Source organism: Streptomyces sp. Edi2, assembly GCF_040253635.1.
Taxonomy (GTDB): Bacteria; Actinomycetota; Actinomycetes; order Streptomycetales; family Streptomycetaceae; genus Streptomyces.
Map to the genome: position 1 here is coordinate 1850340 of NZ_JBEJGX010000003.1, position 19579 is coordinate 1869918.

The 19579-nt window shown below is 71.1% G+C and carries 14 protein-coding genes and 1 pseudogene; 6 read left to right on the top strand and 9 right to left on the bottom strand.

Annotation, left to right across the window (positions count from 1 at the left end):
• Positions 1–60 precede the first annotated feature (60 nt).
• Positions 61–1860 carry a condensation domain-containing protein gene (locus ABR737_RS11625; RefSeq protein WP_350250107.1) on the bottom strand — a complete coding sequence of 600 codons (1800 nt, stop codon included), beginning with the start codon at positions 1858–1860 and terminating at the stop codon, positions 61–63.
• Positions 1861–2480: 620 nt separating this feature from the next.
• Here ABR737_RS11625 and ABR737_RS11630 point away from each other — a divergent pair.
• Positions 2481–2814 (top strand): annotated as a pseudogene (locus ABR737_RS11630) (IS5/IS1182 family transposase); the annotation flags it as partial.
• A gap of 9 nt (positions 2815–2823) precedes the next feature.
• Here ABR737_RS11630 and ABR737_RS11635 read toward each other — a convergent pair.
• From ABR737_RS11635 to ABR737_RS11655, 4 genes are all read right to left on the bottom strand, one after another.
• Entirely contained in the window at positions 2824–3051 is a 228-nt protein-coding gene (locus ABR737_RS11635; RefSeq protein WP_350250108.1) for a hypothetical protein, read from the bottom strand.
• A gap of 412 nt (positions 3052–3463) precedes the next feature.
• Positions 3464–4426, bottom strand: coding sequence for a pirin family protein (locus ABR737_RS11645; protein ID WP_350250109.1), 963 nt, complete (start codon positions 4424–4426; stop codon positions 3464–3466).
• A 69-nt stretch (positions 4427–4495) separates the two neighbouring features.
• Positions 4496–5272, bottom strand: coding sequence for a dimethylargininase (gene ddaH / locus ABR737_RS11650; RefSeq protein WP_350250110.1), 777 nt, complete (start codon positions 5270–5272; stop codon positions 4496–4498).
• Between the two features lie 37 nt (positions 5273–5309).
• The gene (locus tag ABR737_RS11655; protein ID WP_350250111.1) at positions 5310–5696 is read right to left on the bottom strand and encodes a GntR family transcriptional regulator; all 387 of its coding nucleotides are present in this window, start codon (positions 5694–5696) and stop codon (positions 5310–5312) included.
• A gap of 315 nt (positions 5697–6011) precedes the next feature.
• Here ABR737_RS11655 and ABR737_RS11660 point away from each other — a divergent pair, with 315 nt between their 5' ends.
• Entirely contained in the window at positions 6012–6941 is a 930-nt protein-coding gene (locus tag ABR737_RS11660; protein WP_350250112.1) for a GNAT family N-acetyltransferase, read from the top strand.
• A 22-nt stretch (positions 6942–6963) separates the two neighbouring features.
• Here the strand turns inward: ABR737_RS11660 and ABR737_RS11665 are convergent, their stop codons facing one another.
• Positions 6964–7662 carry a class I SAM-dependent methyltransferase gene (locus ABR737_RS11665; RefSeq protein WP_350250113.1) on the bottom strand — a complete coding sequence of 233 codons (699 nt, stop codon included), beginning with the start codon at positions 7660–7662 and terminating at the stop codon, positions 6964–6966.
• Positions 7663–7858: 196 nt separating this feature from the next.
• Here ABR737_RS11665 and ABR737_RS11670 point away from each other — a divergent pair, with 196 nt between their 5' ends.
• From ABR737_RS11670 to ABR737_RS11680, 3 genes are all read left to right on the top strand, one after another.
• The gene (locus ABR737_RS11670) at positions 7859–10375 is read left to right on the top strand and encodes a SpoIIE family protein phosphatase (RefSeq protein WP_350250114.1); all 2517 of its coding nucleotides are present in this window, start codon (positions 7859–7861) and stop codon (positions 10373–10375) included.
• 455 nt (positions 10376–10830) lie between these two features.
• Positions 10831–11856 carry a lytic polysaccharide monooxygenase gene (locus ABR737_RS11675; protein ID WP_350250115.1) on the top strand — a complete coding sequence of 342 codons (1026 nt, stop codon included), beginning with the start codon at positions 10831–10833 and terminating at the stop codon, positions 11854–11856.
• A 149-nt stretch (positions 11857–12005) separates the two neighbouring features.
• Complete coding sequence (locus tag ABR737_RS11680; protein ID WP_350250116.1) at positions 12006–12593, top strand: TetR/AcrR family transcriptional regulator; 588 nt, start codon at positions 12006–12008, stop codon at positions 12591–12593.
• A 157-nt stretch (positions 12594–12750) separates the two neighbouring features.
• Here ABR737_RS11680 and ABR737_RS11685 read toward each other — a convergent pair whose 3' ends face one another.
• Positions 12751–13677, bottom strand: a complete 927-nt coding sequence (locus ABR737_RS11685; RefSeq protein WP_350250117.1) for an esterase/lipase family protein — start codon at positions 13675–13677, stop codon at positions 12751–12753.
• A gap of 311 nt (positions 13678–13988) precedes the next feature.
• Here ABR737_RS11685 and ABR737_RS11690 point away from each other — a divergent pair, with 311 nt between their 5' ends.
• The gene (locus ABR737_RS11690) at positions 13989–14636 is read left to right on the top strand and encodes a pyridoxamine 5'-phosphate oxidase family protein (RefSeq protein ID WP_350250118.1); all 648 of its coding nucleotides are present in this window, start codon (positions 13989–13991) and stop codon (positions 14634–14636) included.
• A gap of 51 nt (positions 14637–14687) precedes the next feature.
• On the opposite strand, the gene ABR737_RS11695 is transcribed toward ABR737_RS11690, so the two are convergent.
• Both ABR737_RS11695 and ABR737_RS11700 read right to left on the bottom strand, forming a co-directional pair.
• Positions 14688–15848, bottom strand: coding sequence for a DNA polymerase Y family protein (locus ABR737_RS11695; protein ID WP_350250119.1), 1161 nt, complete (start codon positions 15846–15848; stop codon positions 14688–14690).
• Positions 15845–19480: a DNA polymerase III subunit alpha gene (locus ABR737_RS11700; protein WP_350250120.1), complete on the bottom strand. Its 3636-nt coding sequence runs from the start codon at positions 19478–19480 to the stop codon at positions 15845–15847. Before ABR737_RS11700 ends, ABR737_RS11695 begins: the two co-directional genes overlap by 4 nt.
• Positions 19481–19579: the final 99 nt, after the last annotated feature.

The following is a 19579-nucleotide window of genomic DNA, read 5'->3' on the forward strand; positions in this document are numbered from 1 at the left end:
GATTCCTTGAGCTCAGGTGAGTTCTGACCGATCCCTAACTCGCCGCCTCGGTGATACCTGTTAGATTCCCGCGTTGCTGCCGGGCTGTGCAGATTTCACGAGGGCGCCGATCCGAACAGCAAGATCCTCAAACACGGGACACTCGAACATAAGCCTCACGGTGGGCTCTATGTTCCACGTCTTGCGAATGCGCAGGATCACCTTTGTGGCCAGCAAGGAGTTCCCTCCCACGCTGAAGAAGTGTGCTCCACGAGGAACTACTGGTACCCCCAGCACCTCGGACCATATTGCGGCCAATTGAATCTCCGTCGGTGACCGGTCACCGTTGGGGGTTGACTCAAGGCCGGGATTTGTTTCTCGTTGGCCCGCCTGAGCGCTATCCTCAACGAGCTTTCCACAACGAGCACTGTGGGCGGTGCGACTCTGGGGAAGACCTGGGATGCTTTCGACTGTTCTGCTCTGGTCCGTGACCAGAGCAGTCAATATTGTGCGATAGTCCGACGCCAGATCCTGGATTACGGCGTGATCAAAGAGGGCATGTGGGAACTCGAACCAGCACTTCAGTCCCATTGAATCATGGATTGCTTTGAATTCTAGATCGAACTTTCCCGTCAGAGTTCGCATTTCCTCAAGCTCGACGGATACCCCCGGAAACTCGGGAGCCGGGACGGCATCGTTAACCGTGCACATCACCTGGAAGACCGGGTTGATTCCTGCGTCGCGTTTCACCTGCAGCGCATCTACGACCTGATCAAAAGGAACCCGTTGGTGAGAGAGTGCATCGACGGAAGCGGTCCTGACTCTTCGCAGTACGTCGCCCAGAGGCGTGTCGCTGGTAACTTCTGCCCTGATCGCTACCGTGTTCACAAACAGGCCTACGATCGACTCCCACTCCGGACGCGACCTATTGGCAACTGGCGCACCAATAATTATGTCCTCGTTGCCAGAATGACGGTGCAGCAAGATCAGAAGGGCTGATGCAGCGATAGTGAACAGCGAGATATTGTCCCTCTGCTGCAGTTTTGAGATCGCGGCGACGAGGTCAGACGGGAGATCGATATCTGCCCATCCACCAGCTCTGGAAGCATCATCAGAGCGGGGCCTGGTACAGGGTAGCGTGAGTACCTCTGGCGCGTCCTTGAGCTGCTCTGTCCAATAGCTCAGCTCCGAGCTGAAGCAGTCGCGCTCGGCTAAGTCGGCTTCCCATATTGCGTAGTCGGCGTATTGCAGATCCAGAGCCGGCAGCCCGGGCTCCCGGTCGGCTATCCGTGCGGAGTACAGACTCCCCAGTTCTTGGAAGAGGATTTTTTCCGACCAGCCATCAGTCACGATGTGATGGATGTTGAGCATCAGGTAGTGGTCCCGTGGCGCGAGACGCCATAAGGTCGCGCGTATCAGGGGCTCACCGATGAGCTTAAAGGGGCGGTTGGCTGCAGTTTCCAGCTCCCGCTGCATTACAGTTTCTCGTTCTTGCTCCGAGAGCCCGGCCATGTCGACACAGGGGATATCCAGATCGAGAGACGGCGCGATGACCTGTATTACTTCGTCCCCGGAGTGAGAAAATGTCGTACGGAGGCTCTCGTGGCGACTGACCAAGTCGCCTATTGCGTGCCGGATTTCGTCCACCTGGAGTTGCCCCCGCAGGCGCAGAACGAACGGCGTATTGTACGACTGATTTATCCCCTCCAGTTGGTTGATAAACCACATGCGCTTTTGTGCGGACGAAGCCGGTAACACGCCGTCGCGAGAGAACGGAGTTATGGTCTCCTGCGGGTCGACGCTAGAAAGTCGTTGTAAAAATCTCCGCAAAAGATCTTCCTGATTCCGAGCCTGCCCGCCGGCGGAATACCCGGTACTCATCATGGTTCCTTTCAGGACATGCAAGGAGAGGAGATTTTGACGCCCAGCTGTGTGAGATCGAACGAGCCTTCGCCGCATCGAGTGCATACGAAGCTGTCAGTTCTGTCAACCTCTATTCCTCACCGGCGACCGCCGCTGATCTGAACAACGGGTTCAGTGCCGCAGGTCACCGCCTGCGAGCGGTCAGGGTTCGCATGATTCGCGCCCTACAGTGGGCAATATCCCGTTTTGCCCAACTATTACAACTCGCCGTTGGCGCCATTTTCAGCCACGGGCCTCGATTAAATGTCCCCTGGCATGCGATTTCTGATGTAACAATTCGGGCGAACGCGGCCAGATGACCCCAGGGCGGTAGTTAAAGGTGTCCAATTCCCCTCTTGCCGTACGGAATGCGCCAGTCGTAGCTTCTTGATCCATGTGTTCCTGGATGGAGATGGATACCTGCCAGGCGGGTCGCCATTTCCGTGGTTGTTTTTTTACAAGCTTGACTCACATTTGGGCCCGGATAGACATTAGTTAGGCCAACGATTCCTTTGTGCCTAACGGTTGGCATCTTTCCATCATGCGCGAAGGAGTCGGATCTCGTTGGTTGGCTCTCAAGTGCCGATGTGAACGGCATTGAGCCGCTCGTCCGCAGCATTCCGCCCGTCCGTTCCCCTCGCGGCCCGCGCCGCTGCAGGCCGGCGAAGCTGCACGCCGACAAGGGCTACGAACTACGCCCCCGTGCGCCGATGGCTCCACAAGCGTGGTTTCCGGCACCGCATCGCCCGCAAGGGCATCGAGTCCTCGCAGCGGCTCGGCTTTCCCCGCTGAGGCCTCGAACGGACCGATTCCCGGCTCGCCGGCTGTCGCCGACTCCACTGCCGCTACGAGCGTAAGGCCGACCACTTCTTCGCCTTCCTCGCCTTCCTCGGCATAGCCGCAGCTCTCATCTGCCGCCGCCTCACCCAATGAAGCGACACCTTAGCCAGGTAAGTTCAGGAGGTATTCAGCTGCGATCCCGGCCTGGTGGACAGCCAGATCGTGCGAGGAGAGGCCGACGGCGAGTGCCGTAAAGGCCGCGGTCATCCATTTTCCGCTACGAAAGCTTGAGCCGTCGAGCGTCCACAGCTGGACACTTAAGGCCGAGGCAAGAGCGCGGTCGGGATTTACTGAGGGCAGGCCGTGCCTGTCCGACTGCTCAGCCACCATGTGGTCAGGGGCAGGCGCCAGGGTGCCGTAAACGATGAGCGCAGCATCCTTGTGGAACCGTTTGCGCGGCGGCAGCGCCAGCTATGTCACGAAGCCCGTCGTGCCTCAGCGACGCTGCCCATAGGCGGGAATCTGCCGGCCCTGCGACTCCCCCACCGCAGAGCTCCAGCGCGGCCGTCTCATCATGGTTCACCTGAACTTGCCGGATTCCCCGCCCCCACACGTGACGCCATGTCAGCAACGTCGGCACGGGGTCGGCATGAGGCTGACCAGACTGGTCACAGACGGCCGACCCGCAACTCCCGCGCTGCTCGCTGCAGCGCCCAGATCGGCTGGCCGGCTCACCTCGGGCGTCTCCTCTCGGGTACAAGAAGCCGCGCCGGGTAGCTAAGGGCTGTCCCGTAGGCCCAGGTCAGCGTACTCGTCCCCGCGCCTTCAGGGGCCCGGGCGGAACTTCGGGGGCAATCAACCGGTCACCGTCGTAGCCCTGCACCTCGCCAAAGCGAGCACCGTCCATCCAGTCCGAACGCGCCTCTTCGATCTCTTCCTGCGACCGCCCCACGAAGTTCCACCACATGAGGATCTTCTCCTCGAACGGTTCGCCGCCGAGCAGCATCAGGCTGCTGTCGGAGTCGGCGCGCAGGGGCAGTTCGCTGCGTCCACAGCCGAGGTAGAGGAGGGCGCCGGGGGCGAGGCGCACCCCGTCGACCTCGCTCTCGCCGGAGATGGCCAGCGCCGCGTACTCGAAGTCGGGGTCGACCGGCAGGCGGGCGTCCGTGCCGGCGGCGAGCGTGAGGTCGGCACCGGCCAGCGGGGAGTAGGTGGTGCCGGGTGAGGCGGCGCCGGCCAGCTCGCCCAGGACGACGGTGGCGGACAGTCCGCCACCGCCGGTGATCACCGGCAGTTCGGTGTGGTGCTCGAAGGCCGGGGCGGTGTCGCGGTGTCCGCCGGGCAGCGCCACCCACAGCTGGGCGCCGTGCAGGATGCGGCCATGGCCGGCCGGTGACTCCTCGGAGTGGGCGATGGCCCGGCCCGAGGTCATCAGGCCCAGCTCCCCCGGCCGTACGGTCTGCAGGCTGCCGAGGCTGTCGCGGTGCAGGACCTCGCCCTCGCGCAGCCAGCTGACGGTCTGCAGGCCCATGTGCGGGTGCGGCGGCACCTGCATCCCGGGCTCACCGGCGATGTCGTCGGGGCCGTAGTGGTCGACGAAGCACCAGGCGCCGACCATCCGCCGGCCGAGGTTCGGCAGGAGTCTGCGGACGACGGTGCTCTCACCGAGCGGCACCTGCTTACCGGGCTGGACGTCGCGGACCGGGCCCGTACGGCCGTTGCCGCCGCACGGATGGGGCGCGGGTCTGAGGTCGAGGTTGCTCATGGCGCCACGATAGGCACGGCCGGGGGTACGGCCCGGGCAGGCGCACGAGCTGCCCGGGGTGACGCCCCGTCACACATACAGCTCGCGCAGCCTCACGGACAGGCAGGTCACACAGCCCTCCAGCTTCTCGAACTCGCTGATGTCCACAGCGACCGGCTGATACCCCAGGTCGGTGAAGAGCTCCGCGCTCTTGGGTGCGGAGGCGGCCATCAGCAGGGCGCCGCCGCCGAGCAGCACGACATGGGCACCGGATTCCTCGGGGACGGGCAGGAAGCGGGTGAAGGCGGCGGGGTCGTCGACCAGGGGCGGATAGCCGATGACGGTGCCGTCGGGGAGGGCGGTCACCGCGGACTTGAGGTGCAGCACCCGGCTCACCGGTACGGCGACCACGCGGGCCCCCAACGGTTCGAAGACGGCGCGGAGTTGGCGTATGCCCTCGGCGTTGGTGCGGCCGCCGCGGCCGACGTAGAGGGTGTCGCCGACCTTCAGGACGTCACCGCCGTCGAGGGTGCCGGGCTCCCGGATCTCGTTGACGGAGCAGCCGAGCGCCTCCACGGCCGCGCGGGCGCCGGGCACCTCGGCCCTGCGGACGCCGGCGCCGGGGCGGGCGAGCAGCGCCACATTGCGGAACATCACCAGGGCGTCCTCGACGAAGACCGCATCGGGGCAGTCGTCGGCGGGACCGGCCTCGACGGTGTGCCAGCCGTGGTCGCGCAGCACCTGGACGTAGGCCTCCCACTGGCGCAGGGCGAGCACGGGGTCGACCGGATGCCGTTCGATATGGGTCACCAGGCCCTCGGCGAGGCGGGGGCCGGGACGGCGGACGAGCGCGTGCTTGCTGGGCATGCGGATCCTTTCGGGCATGGAGCGCGGTGGCTGCGGTTCAGGCGTCGGGGTAGGTCGCGCGCAGGGCGTTCTCGACGGCGGCGAGGGCGGCACGGTGGTCCAGGCCGAGGCGCCGGGCGCGGTGGGCGTAGCTCTCGGCGGCCGCGGCGGCTTCCTTGTCCGCGGCCTCCCCGGCCGCCGCGATGAAGCTGCCGTTGCGGCCCCGGGTCTCGATCACCCCGTCGGTCTCCAGGGCGCGGTAGGCCTTGGCGACGGTATTGGCGGCCAGGCCGATGTCTTCGGCCAGGCCGCGGACGGTGGGGAGTTTGTAGCCGACCGGGAGGCCGCCGTCCCTGGCCTGGTCCGCGATCTGGGTGCGTACCTGCTCGAACGGCGCGGCGGCCGCCGCCGGATCGATGGTGAGGGTCAAGGTCTGCGGGGACACGGTGGCGCTCCTGGTGCTGTGGGTGGGGCGGGCGGATACGGGGCGTGCTCGTACCCCTGAGGCCTCGGCCCCGGGATACGTGCCGTGCTCGCACCCGTCCGTCGGTGCGCGGTTTTGTCGCATCCATTGTGCGTCAGGAGCGCGGGCGGTGCGGGAAGGTGTGCGGGGGTCACTCCTCGGAGGGGTGACACCGACCGGGAGCGGCACCGATCGGGAGCGGCCCCGACCGGGGTGTGTGACACCGACCGGGAGAGCCGTCGAGGGCGCGGAAAAAGCAGCGGCACGACGGCGCACCGGCGCGTACTCTCCGCCGTCATGACACCTACCGTGCGCGACTACCGCCCTGCCGACGCCAAGGCCGTCGCCGACCTGCGGCGGGCCGTTCTGCCCTACCGGCTCGCCACCCCGCAGGGCATCGCCTGGGAGGTCTCCACCGCCCCCGCGGCGCAGTGTCTGCGGCTGTTCGTCGCGCAACGGGACGGCCGGATCGTCGGCGCGGTCCAGGCCGGGATGCTGCACGACGCCCAGGCCCCCGGCCAGGCCGCGGTGTCCCTTCAGGTCCACCCGGGACACCGTGGCCGGGGTACCGGCCATGCCCTGCTGACGGCGGCCGAGGACCACCTCTTCGCGGCAGGCGCCGACCGGATCTTCGTCCGGGCGGCCGACGAGCCCGGCACCCCGGCCTTCGCGCAGCGCCACGGCTACCGCCGTGCCCGCCCGGCCCACTACCTGCGCCTCGACCTCACGTCCTGCGGCCTGCCACCACTCCCCTCCGCGCTGCCCTCCGGCGTCCGGCTGCGCACCGGCGCGGACTTCGAGGCCGACCCGCGCCTGCTGTACGCCGCGGATACCGAAGTCACCGCCGACGAACCGGGCGAGGTGACCGTCGACGCCATGGCCTACGAGGACTGGCTGCTGCACACCTGGGAACACCCCGATATCGACCTGGACCTGACCTCGGTGGTGACCGTGGACGGGAAGATCGCCTCCTTCGCCCTGGCCGCAACGGACGGTGACGCCCGCTACTCCTCCGCCATGACCGGCACCCGCCGCGCCTTCCGCGGCCGGGGCCTGGCCCGGCTGGCCAAGGCCTTCTCCCTCCACCGCGCCCGCGACGCCGGCTGCGCCGAGGCCTTCACCCACAACGACGCCGGCAACACGGCGATGCTCGCCCTCAACCGCGCCTTCGGCTACCGGCCGTTCGCCGCGACGTGGCGGTATGTGCGGGAAAGGGCCGCGGACTGACGCGCCCTGACGCGCCGCCCGGTCACTTCGGTATGCCGGGCGGAAGCTCGGCGATCAGCGCATACCGCTCGTCGGCCACCTCCTTGCCCCACAGCACCGGGTCGTGCGAAAGGTCGTCGACACGGGTGTGTGCCGCCAACGGCTCGACCAGGGCGGCGAGTTCGCCGGCCGGGATGCCGATCGGCTCGGCCTCACCCCAGCGGCCCTCGACCAGTACCAGCCGCCCGCCGGGAGCGAGCAGCCCGGCCCAGTGGCGCAGGACGGCCGAAGGACCGGGCAGCGCCCACAGGACATGGCGCACCAGGACGGCGTCGAACCGCTGCTCTCCCACGGGTGGTTCGGTGGCGTCCCCGACCAGGAACGCGGCGTCGTGGCCCGCGAGCTTGCCGCGCGCCTGCGCGATCATGCGCGGGGAGCGGTCGACGCCCGTGACCCGGTGGCCCTGCTCGGCGGCGAGCAGGGCCAGGCTTCCCGTGCCGCATCCCAGGTCGAGGACGGCGGCGGGAGCGGACGGGAGCCAGGAGCGCAGCCGGGCGGCCCAGGCGGAGCGGACGGCGGTGTCGCGAAGGCCGTGGTCGGGCTCGTCGTCGAAGGAGGCGGCGGCTTCTTCCCAGTAGGCGGCGTCGGCGGTCGGCAGGGCCGATTCCCCCTGGCCGGCAGGGGGGTTGGGAAGGCCGGCGGAGGGCAGGAGGGCCGGGTCGGCGGGCGCGTCGGTACTCATACGCCGATGGTGCCAGGGACCACTGACAACGCCGGGTGGGCGCGTTCCCGCCGGGCCGGGGACGCCCCCGCGCCGGGCGCCGGGAAGAGCGCCCGGACAGGGTGAGGGAGTACCGTTGTAGGGGCCGGTCTGCAGCGGTGGCGCCGCCCCGGACAGAGCGCCTGCCGCATGGTGGGACCGGCATTGGACCGGTCAGATGAGTGCTTCCCAGAGCAGCCGTCTCTCCGGAGACGGGGTCTTCGACCTCACACGGACGGCCGTGGTGATGGCCGATCGCGCAGGGGTGGCGCAGGGCTGGACCGCGGGCGCCGAGCGGCTTCTGGGGTATCGGGTGTCCGAGGCCGTCGGCCGGCCGCTGGCGGACCTTTTCGCCGGGGTGGGTGCAGGCTCGGAACAGGACGGCAGGTGGGAGACCCGGCTGGCGTCGGCGGACGGCTGGAGCGGGCTGGAGGCCGTACGCCACAAGGACGGGCACCGGCTCGACCTGGAGTTCCGCGTGCTGCCGGTCATGGATGCCCACAGCGGCTTCTCGCGTCTGGTCCTTGCCGCCGAGATGGCTCGGACGCCGTGGTCAGGGGCGAGCCGGTCGTTTCTGGAGGGCATTCTCGGCATGTCGCCGATCGGTGTGGCCATGGTCAACGCCGATCTGCAGTTCGTCTGGCTGAACGACGCCCTGGAGCAGATGGGCGGTACCAGCCGCGAGCAGCGCCTCGGGAAGCGCCTGGCGGAGGTGCAGCCGGGCTTGGCCGTGGAGGCCATCGAGGCGGAAATGGGCCGGGTACTGCGTACCGGCACCCCCTCGGTCGGCTACGAATACCTCGGGCGCCCGCAGTCCGATCCCGAGCGCGAGCACGCCTACTCCACGTCGTTCTTCCGGCTGGAGGACGAGGCGGGACAGGTGCTCGGCATCTGCTACATGGTCCTCGATGTCACGGAGGGTTACCGGGCCCGGCAGCGGATGGCGCTGCTGAACAAGGCAGGGGAACGCATCGGCAGCTCCCTGGACGTCTGGCAGACCGCGCAGGAACTCGCCGATGCGGCGGTGCCGGATCTCGCCGACTTCGTCACCGTCGATCTGCTCGATGCGCTGCTCTCCGGGGAGGAGGCGGCGCCAGGACCGCTGGATGCGGCGGATCTGCTGACCATGCGCCGGGCGGGAGCGCAGTCCGTCCACGAGGGCTGTCCCGAGGCGGGGGTCGCCATCGGGGAGCCGACCGCCTATCCCCCGTCGGCGCCCGTGGTGGCGAGCCTCACCAAGGGCGAATCCACGCTGTTCGGGACGCTGGATCCCGCCGACGGTGACCGGTCGGCCGAGGACCCGGTCCGGGCGGCGCATCTGCGGGCCCTGGGCTTCCACTCGCTGATGGTGGTGCCGCTGCGGGCGCGGGGCGTCTTCCTGGGAGCGGCCGCGTTCGCCCGCTGGCAGGCCACCGGGCCGTTCCAGCCCGACGACCTGGTGCTCGCCGAGGAATTCGTCACCCGCGCCGCGATCTCCATCGACAACGCCCGCCGGTACACCCGCGAGCACACCGCGGCCCTCACCCTCCAGCACAGCCTGCTGCCGCGCGATCTGCCCGAGCAGTGCGCGGTGGAAGCCGCCTACCGCTATCTGCCGGCCGATTCGCTCAGCGGGGTCGGCGGCGACTGGTTCGATGTGATCCCGCTGTCCGGGGCCCGGGTCGCGCTGGTGGTCGGCGATGTGGTCGGTCACGGAATGCATGCCGCGGCCACCATGGGACGGCTGCGCGCCGCGGTACAGGCGCTCGCGGACCTGGACCTGTCCCCGGAAGAGGTGCTGGCGCATCTGGACGACATGCTCAACCGGGTCGCCCACGACACGAACGCCGACGACGGCGTCATCGGAGCCACCTGTCTGTACGCCGTCTACGACCCCGTCAGCTGCCGCTGCACGCTGGCCCGCGCCGGCCACCCGGCCCCGCTGCTCGTCGGCCCCGACGGCGCGGGCAAGCTGCTGGATCTGCCGACCGGCCCGCCGCTGGGGCTGGGCGGTATGCCCTTCGAGTCCGTCGAACTGCCGTTGCGGGAAGGGAGTCTGCTGGCCCTTTACACCAACGGGCTGCTGCTGGGGAAGGCCCTCGACCTCGACGGCGGGATCAGCAGGCTGCGGCAGGCACTGGCCGATCCGCAGGCTCCGCTGGAGGACATCTGCGAGACGGTGATCGGCGGTCTGCCGGGCGGGCGGCCGGTCGACGATGTGGCGCTGCTGCTGGCCCGTACCCGGGCCGTGCCCCACTCCCGGCTGGCCACGTGGGAGATCCCCGCCGACCCGTCCGCGGTCGGCGAGGCCCGCCGGACCGCGGCCCGCCTGCTGCGGGAATGGGATCTGGAGGATCTCGGCTTCTCCACCGAACTGATCGTCAGTGAACTGGTCACCAACGCCATCCGGCACGCCTCCGGGCCGATCGGCCTGCGGATGATCCGCGCGGGCGAGCTGATCTGCGAGGTCTCGGACGCCAGCAGCACCACCCCGCACCTGCGCCATGCGCGGACCACCGACGAGGGGGGCCGCGGGCTGTTCCTCATCGCCCGCTACGCCCAGCGGTGGGGCACCCGCTACACCGCCCAAGGAAAGATCATCTGGGCCGAACTGCCGCTCGGCCCGGCCACCGGGACCGCCCCGCCGGCCGACCTCGGCCCCCTCCTCGAAGACCGCGACGACCAGGCGGACTTCACGGGGGCGGAGGGGCGGTAGGGGGCGCTGAGGGCGGGAGCCGGGGAGCCGCAGGGGGAGCCAAGGGGGAGCCCCCGGAGGCGATCGAGGCGGACCGGCCCGGACCGTCACCGACTGCCGGACCGTCACTGACTACCGGACCGTCACTGACTCCGGTGCATCACGGACGTCGACGCGTCACGGACTGCCGACGCAGCAGTCCCAACTCCCGATGCCCGTTTCCTCCCCGCCTGCCTGTGCCCCCGCTTAGCGGCTCCTTAAGCCCGCCATAAAGATCCTCAGGACCCCCTCTCCAGGGGCAAATCCGCTGTTCAGCGGGGCTAGCGTGCTTCTCGTAAGGCAGCACTGCGGGCCGTCGTCGCCGCTCACCGGGGGACGGCGCCGTGGTCCGTATCCCGACCCCCCACCCCTGTGCCGCCTCGCACCCCGCTCGATGCAACGGATGCTCGATGCAACGGATGAAGGAGACCCCCACGATGACCGCTCGTCGCAAGGCCGCCGGGATCGCACTGGCCGGTATCGGCCCGCTCGCGCTCACCGTGCTCACCGCGAGCCCGGCCGCCGCGCACGGTTCGATGACGGACCCGGTCAGCCGGGTGTCGGCATGCTTCGCGGAGGGGCCCGAGAGCCCGAAGTCCGCGGCGTGCAAGGCGGCCGTGCGGGCCGGCGGCACCCAGGCGCTCTACGACTGGAACGGCGTACGGGACGGCGAAGCGGGCGGCCGGTCCAAGGCCCGTATCCCGGACGGCAAGCTGTGCAGCGCCAACAACCCCGAGTACAAGGGCCTGGATCTGCCCCGCGCCGACTGGCCCTCCTCCAGGATGCGGGCGGGCAGCCACACCTTCCACTACAAGGCCACCGCGCCCCACAAGGGGTACTTCGAGCTGTACCTCACCAAGAGCAGCTACAACCCGGCCAAGCCGTTGAAGTGGTCCGACCTGGAGTCGAAACCGTTCGCGAAGGTCACCGACCCGAAGCTGACCAACGGGGAGTACGTCTTCAACGGAAAGGTTCCGGCCCGGTCCGGGCGCCATCTGATCTACAGCATCTGGCAGCGGTCGGACAGCCCGGAGGCGTTCTACACCTGCTCGGACGTGGTCTTCGGGAAGGACAGCGGCCAGGCGGCGGCGAAGCCCGCGCCGACCGCCTCGGCACCGACCGCCCTCCAGCTCGCGGCGGGCGCCGACAAGTCGTCCATGGACATGAGCGGGCACGACCATGGAGGCAGCGGCACCGGCACCCACACCGATGCCGGCGCCCACTCCGGTGCCGTCACTCCGGCGGACGCCGATGCCCCCGCGCCGGGCGGCAGTTCGCAGGCCGGCGGCAACGCCCCGCAGGCCCAGGGCGGCGGCAAGCCGGCCGGGGGCCAGCAGCTGGCGGAGACCGGTGGTGACGGCTCCACCGCCCCGCTGGCCATCGGCGGCGCCGCCGTCCTGGCCATGGGCGCCGGGGTGCTGCTCGCCACCACCCGCCGCAAGGCCGCCCGGCACCGCGGCTGACGGCCGCACCGGGCTGACGCCCGCGCCCCGGCCGTCCCGGGAACGGCGCCGCCCCCTCCTTCGCCCCGGGGGCGGCGTCGCCGCGCGCCGGGCCGTCCGCCCCGCTCCGGAGGATGCTCTCCCCCGTAGTGGAGAGTACCCTCTAGAACATGGCCAGGCCCTCCCGCTTCGCTACCCCGCAGCTCCTCGACGCCGCCGTACGGCTGGCAGCCGAGTCCGGGCCGTCGGGCGTCACCATGTCCGCGGTCGCGGCGGCCGTCGGCGCGCCCAGCGGCTCGCTCTACCACCGCTTCGCCGGCCGCCCGGCGCTGCTCGCCGAGGTGTGGCTGCGCACCGTCGAGGACTTCCAGGAGGGCTACTTCACGGCCCTTGAATCGTCGGAGGACCCGCGCGCCGGGGGCCGGGCGGCGGCCCGGCACATCGTCGCGTGGAGCCGCACCCATCCGGCCGAGGCCTCGCTGCTCCTGTACGGGGAGCACGACTTCGGGTGGGACGACTGGTCCGACGAGCATCTGCTCCGTGCGGAAGAGGGGAACATCCAGGTACGGGCGGCCATGGCGGCGCTCGCGGGGGCGCTGGGGTGGCACGGCCGAGCGGGCCTGGACCGGGTGACGCTCGCCGTCATCGATCTTCCGCTGTCGCTGGTGCGCCGCCACCTGCACGGCAGATGCCCGCTGCCCGCGCACGCCGAGGACCTGGCGGAACAGTGCACCGATGCCCTGCTGGCGGACGACTGACGGCGGCGGTCCACCGCGCGTACGTGACCGCTGACGGCAGCCGGTCCACCGCCCCCGTACGGGGCGAGTCCCCTCCCCTACCGAGTGACTGACGGCAGCACTCCCCCCCCCATACGGGACGAGCCCACCCCCCGTACAGGCAGTGGGCCGCACCCGCTCAGCCGGACAGGCAGGTGGTCGGGGTGGCGTGCGCCGGGTCGAGGGCGTTGGCCGTCTCGTGGAAGGCGAGGCGGTCGGCGAGCCCGATGGCCACATGCTCGGAGATGTCGACGGCGCACAGGTCCTGGAGCACGACGTTGTGCACGTCGGGGCCGCTCAGGAACTGGGTCCGGTAGGGGGTGACGACCTCGTCGTACTTGGTCGCGATGACGGTGTAGTGCACTCCGGGGACGGTGTCGCCGCCCTCGTTGAGGCGGTTGAGGATGTCGGAGCCCACGATCTGGTCGGACAGCCCGGGGGTCGCCTTGTCGAGGTACTGCTTGGCGCCGGGGAAGTAGGGCAGCAGGCGGGTCAGCCCGTCCAGGTCGGTGCCGTGATTGTCGGGAGCCAGCCCGACCAGCGCGTTCACCTTGCCCGCGCCGCCGTGGAACTTCAGGTACACCCGCGGCATCATGCCGCCCTGCGAGTGGCCGACGATATCGACCTTCGAGGTGCCGGTGGCGGCCAGCACCCGGTCCACGTAGTCGGCGAGCTGCTGGGCGGAGGCATCGACCGGCCCCAGCCCGTGGAAGAACGGGACGCCGGGCAGCTGCCCGTAGTCCAGGGAGAAGACGCAGTAGCCGCGGGCCACCAAGTAGGGCGCGAGACCCAGCCAGTTGTCGATGGCGTTGCCCAGGGTGCCGTGCACCAGGACCACCGGCCGCGGGTGGTCGGCGGAGGGCTTGCAGGAGTAGTTGTTCCAGCCGCTGCGGACGGTGAGATGAGAGGGGCGGCGCGCAGCGTCTCCGGCCGGGGTGGTGGCGGGCGACGGGTGGGCGACGGCGGGCGTGGTGGGGGCCTCGGCGACGGCGGGCGTGGTGGTGACACCGAGGGCCAGGGCGAGGGCGGGAAGGAGGGTGAGCGCTCTTGACCAGCGCAGCTTCATACGATGCTCCTTGCGGGGTGAGGGGACTCCGAAGTGCTCGGTGAGCCGTTCACGCGATCCGGATCGCAAGGGCCAACGCAGTTGACTGGCAAGTAAGTTACGGCTGGGTAAGCGCGGAGTGCCAGCGGTGTGACGGTGAAGGAAGCCGCACACGACCCTCACCGGACGTCCGGGGCGCAGAGCGCCGGGGGTGTGCCTGCGCCCGGTCCCGCGCGTCGCGTCCGCCCGGGTGGCCGGAACCGCCCGTGCGCCGGAGCGGTCCCGTACAGTCGATCACGCCTTGACCAGCGAGATGGCATGAGGGGACACCGATGGAGACGGCAGGGACAGCGGATCTGACCGGCATTGTGGAGGTTTCGTCGGAGGGGGAACTGCGCGAGCTGATCGGCGAACCCAGCTCCCACGCGGCGCACAAGACCCGCCATCGGCTGCACGACCTCGACCGCCGGTGGCTGGCCCGCTCGCCGTTCTGTGTGATCGCCACCGCGGATGCGCGAGGCCGGTGCGATGTCTCGCCCAAGGGCGACCCGGCGGGCTTCACCCACGTCCTGGACGACACCACCCTGGTGATCCCGGACCGCCCCGGCAACAAGCGCCTGGACGGCATGATGAACATCCTCGGCAATCCGCATGTCGGGCTGGACTACTTCGTCCCGGGGCGCGGTGACACCCTGCGGATCAACGGCCGCGCCCGGCTGCTGCGCGACGCCCCGTTCTTCGACGAGCTGACCGTGAAGGGCAACCGCCCGCGACTGGCGCTGCTGGTGGAGGTGGAGGAGGTCTTCTACCACTGCTCCAAGGCGTTCCTGCGCTCGGAGCTGTGGAATCCGGAGACCTGGCAGCCGGACGCCATGCCCTCGCGGGCCCGGATCGTCAAGGGCGTCGAGCTCCAGGACATGCCGCTGGAGGAGCTGGAGCGGCACTACGGCCCGGAGTACGCAAAGAGGCTCTACGGCTGAGGCACCGGGGGCACCGGGGCTGTAGGGGGCACGCCCTCGGGGAGATGCCCCCTACGGCCGGGCGGCCCCGGGGCCGAGGGGCTTGGTGCCCGGGGGCGGGAGCGGAGGCGGGGGCGTACGGCCGTGCGGGCCGAGTGTCGCCGCGGGGCGTACGCTCCCCGCGCCGAAGCGCGCCTTGGCCCGGTCGACGGCCGCCTCGATGCGGTGCGCCTTGTCGTCGGAGGGGTCGAAGGTCAGCTGCCGCGCGGCGAGTTCGGCACGGCACAGATCCTCCGCGCGCAGCGCCACGGACCGTACCCGCGCCCGCTGCAGCCCGAGCGCGGCATGCAGCGCATAGGCCGCCCCGGTCAGCGCGGGCCCGTGCGCGGTCGGCCCGTCCAGCCGCCGGGTGCGGGTCGTGGTGGAGCGGTCGGCGTAGCGGACGGTGAGGGTGAGCGCACGGGCCACCTGCCCGCTCGCGCGCATCCGGGCACCGAGGTCGTCGGCGAGCGAGAGCAGCGCCCGGCGGCGTCTGGCCGGGTCCAGTTCGTCGTGGGCGAAGCGGTGTTCCGCGCCCATCGAGCGGGCCGCGGCGTTGGGCGTCACCGGCGTCGGGTCGATGCCGCGGGCCCGCTCGTACACGAGGCGGCCGGTCTTCGCGCCGAGGATCCGCTGCAGGGTCGCGGGCGGTGCGGCGGCGACCCGGCCGATGCTGTCGAGCCCGTACGCGCACAGGGCGCGGGCGGTGGCCGGGCCGACGCCGTGCAGTGCCGAGGCCGGGCGGCGGTCGAGGAAGGCGGCGACGGCCTCGGTGTCCTCGGGGACGGCCCGGATCTCCCCGGGTGCGGCTGCCCGGGCCGCCATCCGGGCGAGCAGCGGGTTGGCGCCGATCCCGATCGTGCACCGTACGCCGTGCCAGGCCAGCGCGCGCAGCCGCACCAGTTCGGCGATGCCCGCCGCGTCCCGGTCGAAGTAGCGCAGCGCACCGCGCACATCCGCCAGCACGGCGTCCGGCGGCAGCGCCTCGATCACCGGGGTGAACCGCGCCAGCAGCCGCAGCAGTTGCTCGAAATCTCCGGCGCTCACGGGGGTGTCGTCGGCGGCCCGGAAGCGGATGTGGAGCATGCCCGGCTGCTGCGGGGCGGCGGACGGCTCCACGGGGGCTGCGGACGGCCTCGACGGTACGCCGGACGGCTCCGGCGGTAGCGCGGGCGGCCTCGGCGCGGGGGTCATCCCGCGCTCCCCGGGCTGGAGTGCCACAACTTACGTCCGGTGGCGGCGCGTTCGCCCGCGGGCTGGAGGTCGGCCCACGGGTGCAGCTCATAGCCGGTCTCCAGCCGGATGGTGCGACCCGGGGCAGCGTCCGGGGCGGCGTCCGGCCCGGGCTCCCGGCCCGCCCCGCGCCCCTCCCCCGGCCCCTTGTCCGCCCCGTCCTGCCCGTCATCCGCCTCGGCCGCCGGCTCACCCGGTCCCGCCGCGAGCCGGGCGGCGACCGCCTCCAGCCCGCCCTCGCGGCGGAGTTCGGCCAGCTCGGCGAGGTTCCAGGCGGCGGCGCCGACCACGCTGAGGCTGCGCGGGCCGCGCCGCTGGACCGTACCGCGTACCAGCAGCAGCCAGGAGTGGAAGACGGTGTGCGCGCACGCCTCGTGGGAGTCGTCGAAGAAGGCGCAGTCGACCAGGCCCGTACTGTCGTCGAGGGTGGTGAAGATGACCCGGCGGCCGGAGCGGATCGGCGGCGTCTGGGTGGCCGCCTTGGCCCCGGCGACCAGCACCGTCTCGCCGTGCCGGGCGCCGCGCAGCAGCCGGGCCGGCAGCGCGCCCAGCTCGGCGAGGAAATCCCGGTGGTCGGCCATCAGATGGCGGGAGGTGTCCATGCCGAGGACGCCCAGCTCGGCGCTGAGCCGTTCGACATCGCTGAGGTCGGGCAGCCCCGCCGGCTCGACCTGATCGGCCGGCGCCGCCCGCGGTGCACCCGCGCCGTCCAGGGCCCCGGACGGCAGCGTCAACTGCCCGTCGGACGCCTGCCGTCCATGACGGTGCAGCTCGGCGAGGTACAGCAGCAGGTCCCGCCGGTTCGCGCCGAAGGCGTCCAACGCGCCCACCCGGGCGAGGCGTTCGGCCACCGGGCGGCTCGGCCTGGCCCGCTGCCACAGGTCCTGGAGGGAGTGGTAGGGCTGCCCGGCCGCGATCCGCCGCGCCTCGGCCTCGCTCATGCCGTGCACATCGCAGAGCGCGAGCCGCAGGCCCCAGACCGCACCGGAGCGGGGTCCGCCACCACCAGAACCGGACACCAGTTCGATCCGGTGAGCGACCGCCGACCGGTTCACATCCAGCGGCAGCACCGGCACCCCGCGCCGCCGCGCGTCCGCGAGCAGCAGCCGCTTCGGATACATCCCGGGGTCGTGGGTGAGCAGCCCGGCGTAAAAGGCCGCGGGGTGGTGCGCCTTGAGCCAGGCGGACTGGTAGGTGGGCACCGCGAAGGCCACCGCATGCGCCTTGCAGAAGCCGTACGAGCCGAAGGCCTCGACGATCTCCCAGGTGCGCGCGATGACCTCGGGCGGATAGCCGCGCCGCTCGGCGCACCGGGCGAACCAGGCGCGGAGCCGGCCCTGCAGCTCGGGGTGCGACAGGGCGCGCCGCTTCTCGTCCGCCTCGTCCCTGGCGCAGCCCGTCATGATCCGCAGCAGCTCGATGATCTGCTCGTGGAACACCACCACCCCGTAGGTCTCGCGCAGCGGTTCCTCCAGGTCAGGGTGCGGGTAGTGGACCGGCTTGCGGCCGTGCCGGGCCTCGATGAAAGGCCGCACCATATCGGCGGCGACCGGCCCCGGCCGGAAGAGGGAGATGTCGACGACCAGATCGTGGAAGGTGGCGGGCTGCAGCCTGCCGACCAGGTCGCGCTGGCCCGGCGACTCGATCTGGAAGCAGCCGAGCGTCTCGGTCGAGCGGATCAGGTCGTAGGTCGCCCGGTCGCCGGGCGGCACCTGCGCGGGGTCGTCGAGGTCGATCCGGCGCCCGGTGGCCCGGCCGATCTCGGCGACCGCATGCGCCATCGCGGACTGCATCCGTACGCCCAGCACATCGAGCTTGAGCAGCCCCAGGTCCTCCACGTCCTCCTTGTCGAACTGGGACATGGCGAGCGGGGACATGGCGAGCGGGCCGCCCTCCCCGCCCCCGGTGTGGGGGACCTCGGTACTGGTGGGCACGACGGGCGTACGGTCCAGCAGCGTGGCGTCGGAGAGCAGCACCCCGCACGGGTGCATGGCGATCCCGCGCGGCAGCGCGTCCAGCGCCTCGACCAGCTGCCACAGCCGCTCGTCGCCGGCTTCCCGGACCCCGCGCAGCTCCGGCAGCTCGGCCAGCGCCGCCCGTGCGTCACGGGCGCGGATGTGCGGGAAGGCCTTGGCGAGGCGGTCCACCTGCGCCGGGTCCATGCCCAGGGCGGCGCCCACATCGCGTACGGCGTGCCGTACGCGGTAGGTCTCGGGCATCGAGACGGTCGCGACCCGCTCCGCGCCGAAGCGGTCGAAGATCGCCCGGTAGGCCTCCAGCCGGCGGGCGGACTCGACATCGATATCGATATCCGGCAGCGCCGCCCGCCGCTCGGACAAGAAGCGCTCCATCAGCAGCCCGTGCTCGACCGGATCGGCGTGGGCGATGCCGAGGAGGTGGTTGACCAGGGACCCGGCGCCGGACCCGCGGGCCGCGACCCGGATGCCCATCTCCCTTACGTCGTCCACCACTTGAGCAACCGTCAGGAAGTACGAGGGGTAGCCGAGCCGTTCGATCGTGCGCAGCTCGTCGTCCAGCCGCGCCCAGCGCACGCGGTCGCGGTCGTAGCCGCGCAGCACCATCCCGGCGGCGCAGCGCGAGCGCAGCACCCGGGCGGCGGTGCGGCGGCCGGCCCCGACCAGGCGGGGCTCGGGGAAGTGGACCCGGCCGAGCCCGATGTCGTCCTGCGGGTCGACCAGGCACGCGCCGGCGGTCTCCTCGGTCATGGTGAGCAGCCGGTGGGCCAGGCCGCGCCGGAATCCGGCCGCCTCGGCGATCCGCTCGGCGGTGTGGCGCATGGTGGCGGCGTCCTTGAGCCAGCGCTCGCCGCTGTCCCAGGACTCGGGCCGGTGCCGGTCCACCGGCACCAGACGGCGGGCGGAGTCCAGGACATCGGCGACCGGCCCCTGACCGGGATCGGCATAGCGGACCGCGTTGGTCAGGACGGCGCGGACGCCCTGGTCGACGGCGAAGCCGAGGGTACGGGCGGCCAGCCGCCCGGAGCCGGGGCCGCTGCCGGGCCGCCCGTGGTCGACGACCTCCAGGCACAGCGCCTCGCCGTACAGCTCGCGCCAGGGGGCGAGGAGCCGGGCGGCGCGGTCCGGGCGGCCGGCGGCCAGCGCCCGGCCGACCTCGGAGTCCGGTCCGAGCAGTACGGTCAGCCCGTCCGTGGTGGATTCCAGGGCGCTCCACGGGAGGACGGGCCGCTCGGCCCGGCCGGCGTGGGCAGCGGAGACCAGCCGGCACAGGGTGGCCCAGCCGGCCGCTCCGTCGCGGGCCAGGAAGACGGCGCGGGCCGCGGACTCGTCGAGGAAGGCGCCGCCGCGCACCGGGGTGCGCCGCCGCGCGGTAGCGGTGCCGACGGGGCCCGCTCCGTGCTCCGCCACGGCGAGTTCGGTGCCGAACAACGGGCGGATTCCGGCCTCGGCGGCGGCCTTGGCGAACCGTACGGCCCCGGAGAGCCCGTCCCGGTCGGTCAGCGCGAGGGCATCCATCCCGCGTTCGGCGGCACGCGCGGCGAGCCGCTCCGGATGGGAGGCGCCATAGCGCAGGGAGAACCCCGAAGCGGTGTGCAGATGCGTGAACCCGGACATCCGCACCTCCTGCACCTCACCCGCCCCCGGCCGACCTTGCGTCCCTCATGTCTCTCGTTCCTCCCCTCCACCATAACCCGCTCATCGAACATTCGTACG

Excerpts from the sequence above, each read along its gene's own strand:
- ABR737_RS11695 (WP_350250119.1), bottom strand. The coding sequence starts at position 15,848 with ATGACCCCCGCGCCGAGGCCGCCCGCGCTACCGCCGGAGCCGTCCGGC.
- ABR737_RS11660 (WP_350250112.1), top strand. The coding sequence starts at position 6,012 with ATGACACCTACCGTGCGCGACTACCGCCCTGCCGACGCCAAGGCCGTC.
- ddaH (WP_350250110.1), bottom strand. The coding sequence starts at position 5,272 with ATGCCCAGCAAGCACGCGCTCGTCCGCCGTCCCGGCCCCCGCCTCGCC.
- ABR737_RS11635 (WP_350250108.1), bottom strand. The coding sequence starts at position 3,051 with ATGGTGGCTGAGCAGTCGGACAGGCACGGCCTGCCCTCAGTAAATCCC.
- ABR737_RS11700 (WP_350250120.1), bottom strand. The coding sequence starts at position 19,480 with ATGTCCGGGTTCACGCATCTGCACACCGCTTCGGGGTTCTCCCTGCGC.
- ABR737_RS11680 (WP_350250116.1), top strand. The coding sequence starts at position 12,006 with ATGGCCAGGCCCTCCCGCTTCGCTACCCCGCAGCTCCTCGACGCCGCC.
- ABR737_RS11625 (WP_350250107.1), bottom strand. The coding sequence starts at position 1,860 with ATGAGTACCGGGTATTCCGCCGGCGGGCAGGCTCGGAATCAGGAAGAT.
- ABR737_RS11690 (WP_350250118.1), top strand. The coding sequence starts at position 13,989 with ATGGAGACGGCAGGGACAGCGGATCTGACCGGCATTGTGGAGGTTTCG.
- ABR737_RS11645 (WP_350250109.1), bottom strand. The coding sequence starts at position 4,426 with ATGAGCAACCTCGACCTCAGACCCGCGCCCCATCCGTGCGGCGGCAAC.
- ABR737_RS11685 (WP_350250117.1), bottom strand. The coding sequence starts at position 13,677 with ATGAAGCTGCGCTGGTCAAGAGCGCTCACCCTCCTTCCCGCCCTCGCC.
- ABR737_RS11665 (WP_350250113.1), bottom strand. The coding sequence starts at position 7,662 with ATGAGTACCGACGCGCCCGCCGACCCGGCCCTCCTGCCCTCCGCCGGC.
- ABR737_RS11670 (WP_350250114.1), top strand. The coding sequence starts at position 7,859 with ATGAGTGCTTCCCAGAGCAGCCGTCTCTCCGGAGACGGGGTCTTCGAC.
- ABR737_RS11675 (WP_350250115.1), top strand. The coding sequence starts at position 10,831 with ATGACCGCTCGTCGCAAGGCCGCCGGGATCGCACTGGCCGGTATCGGC.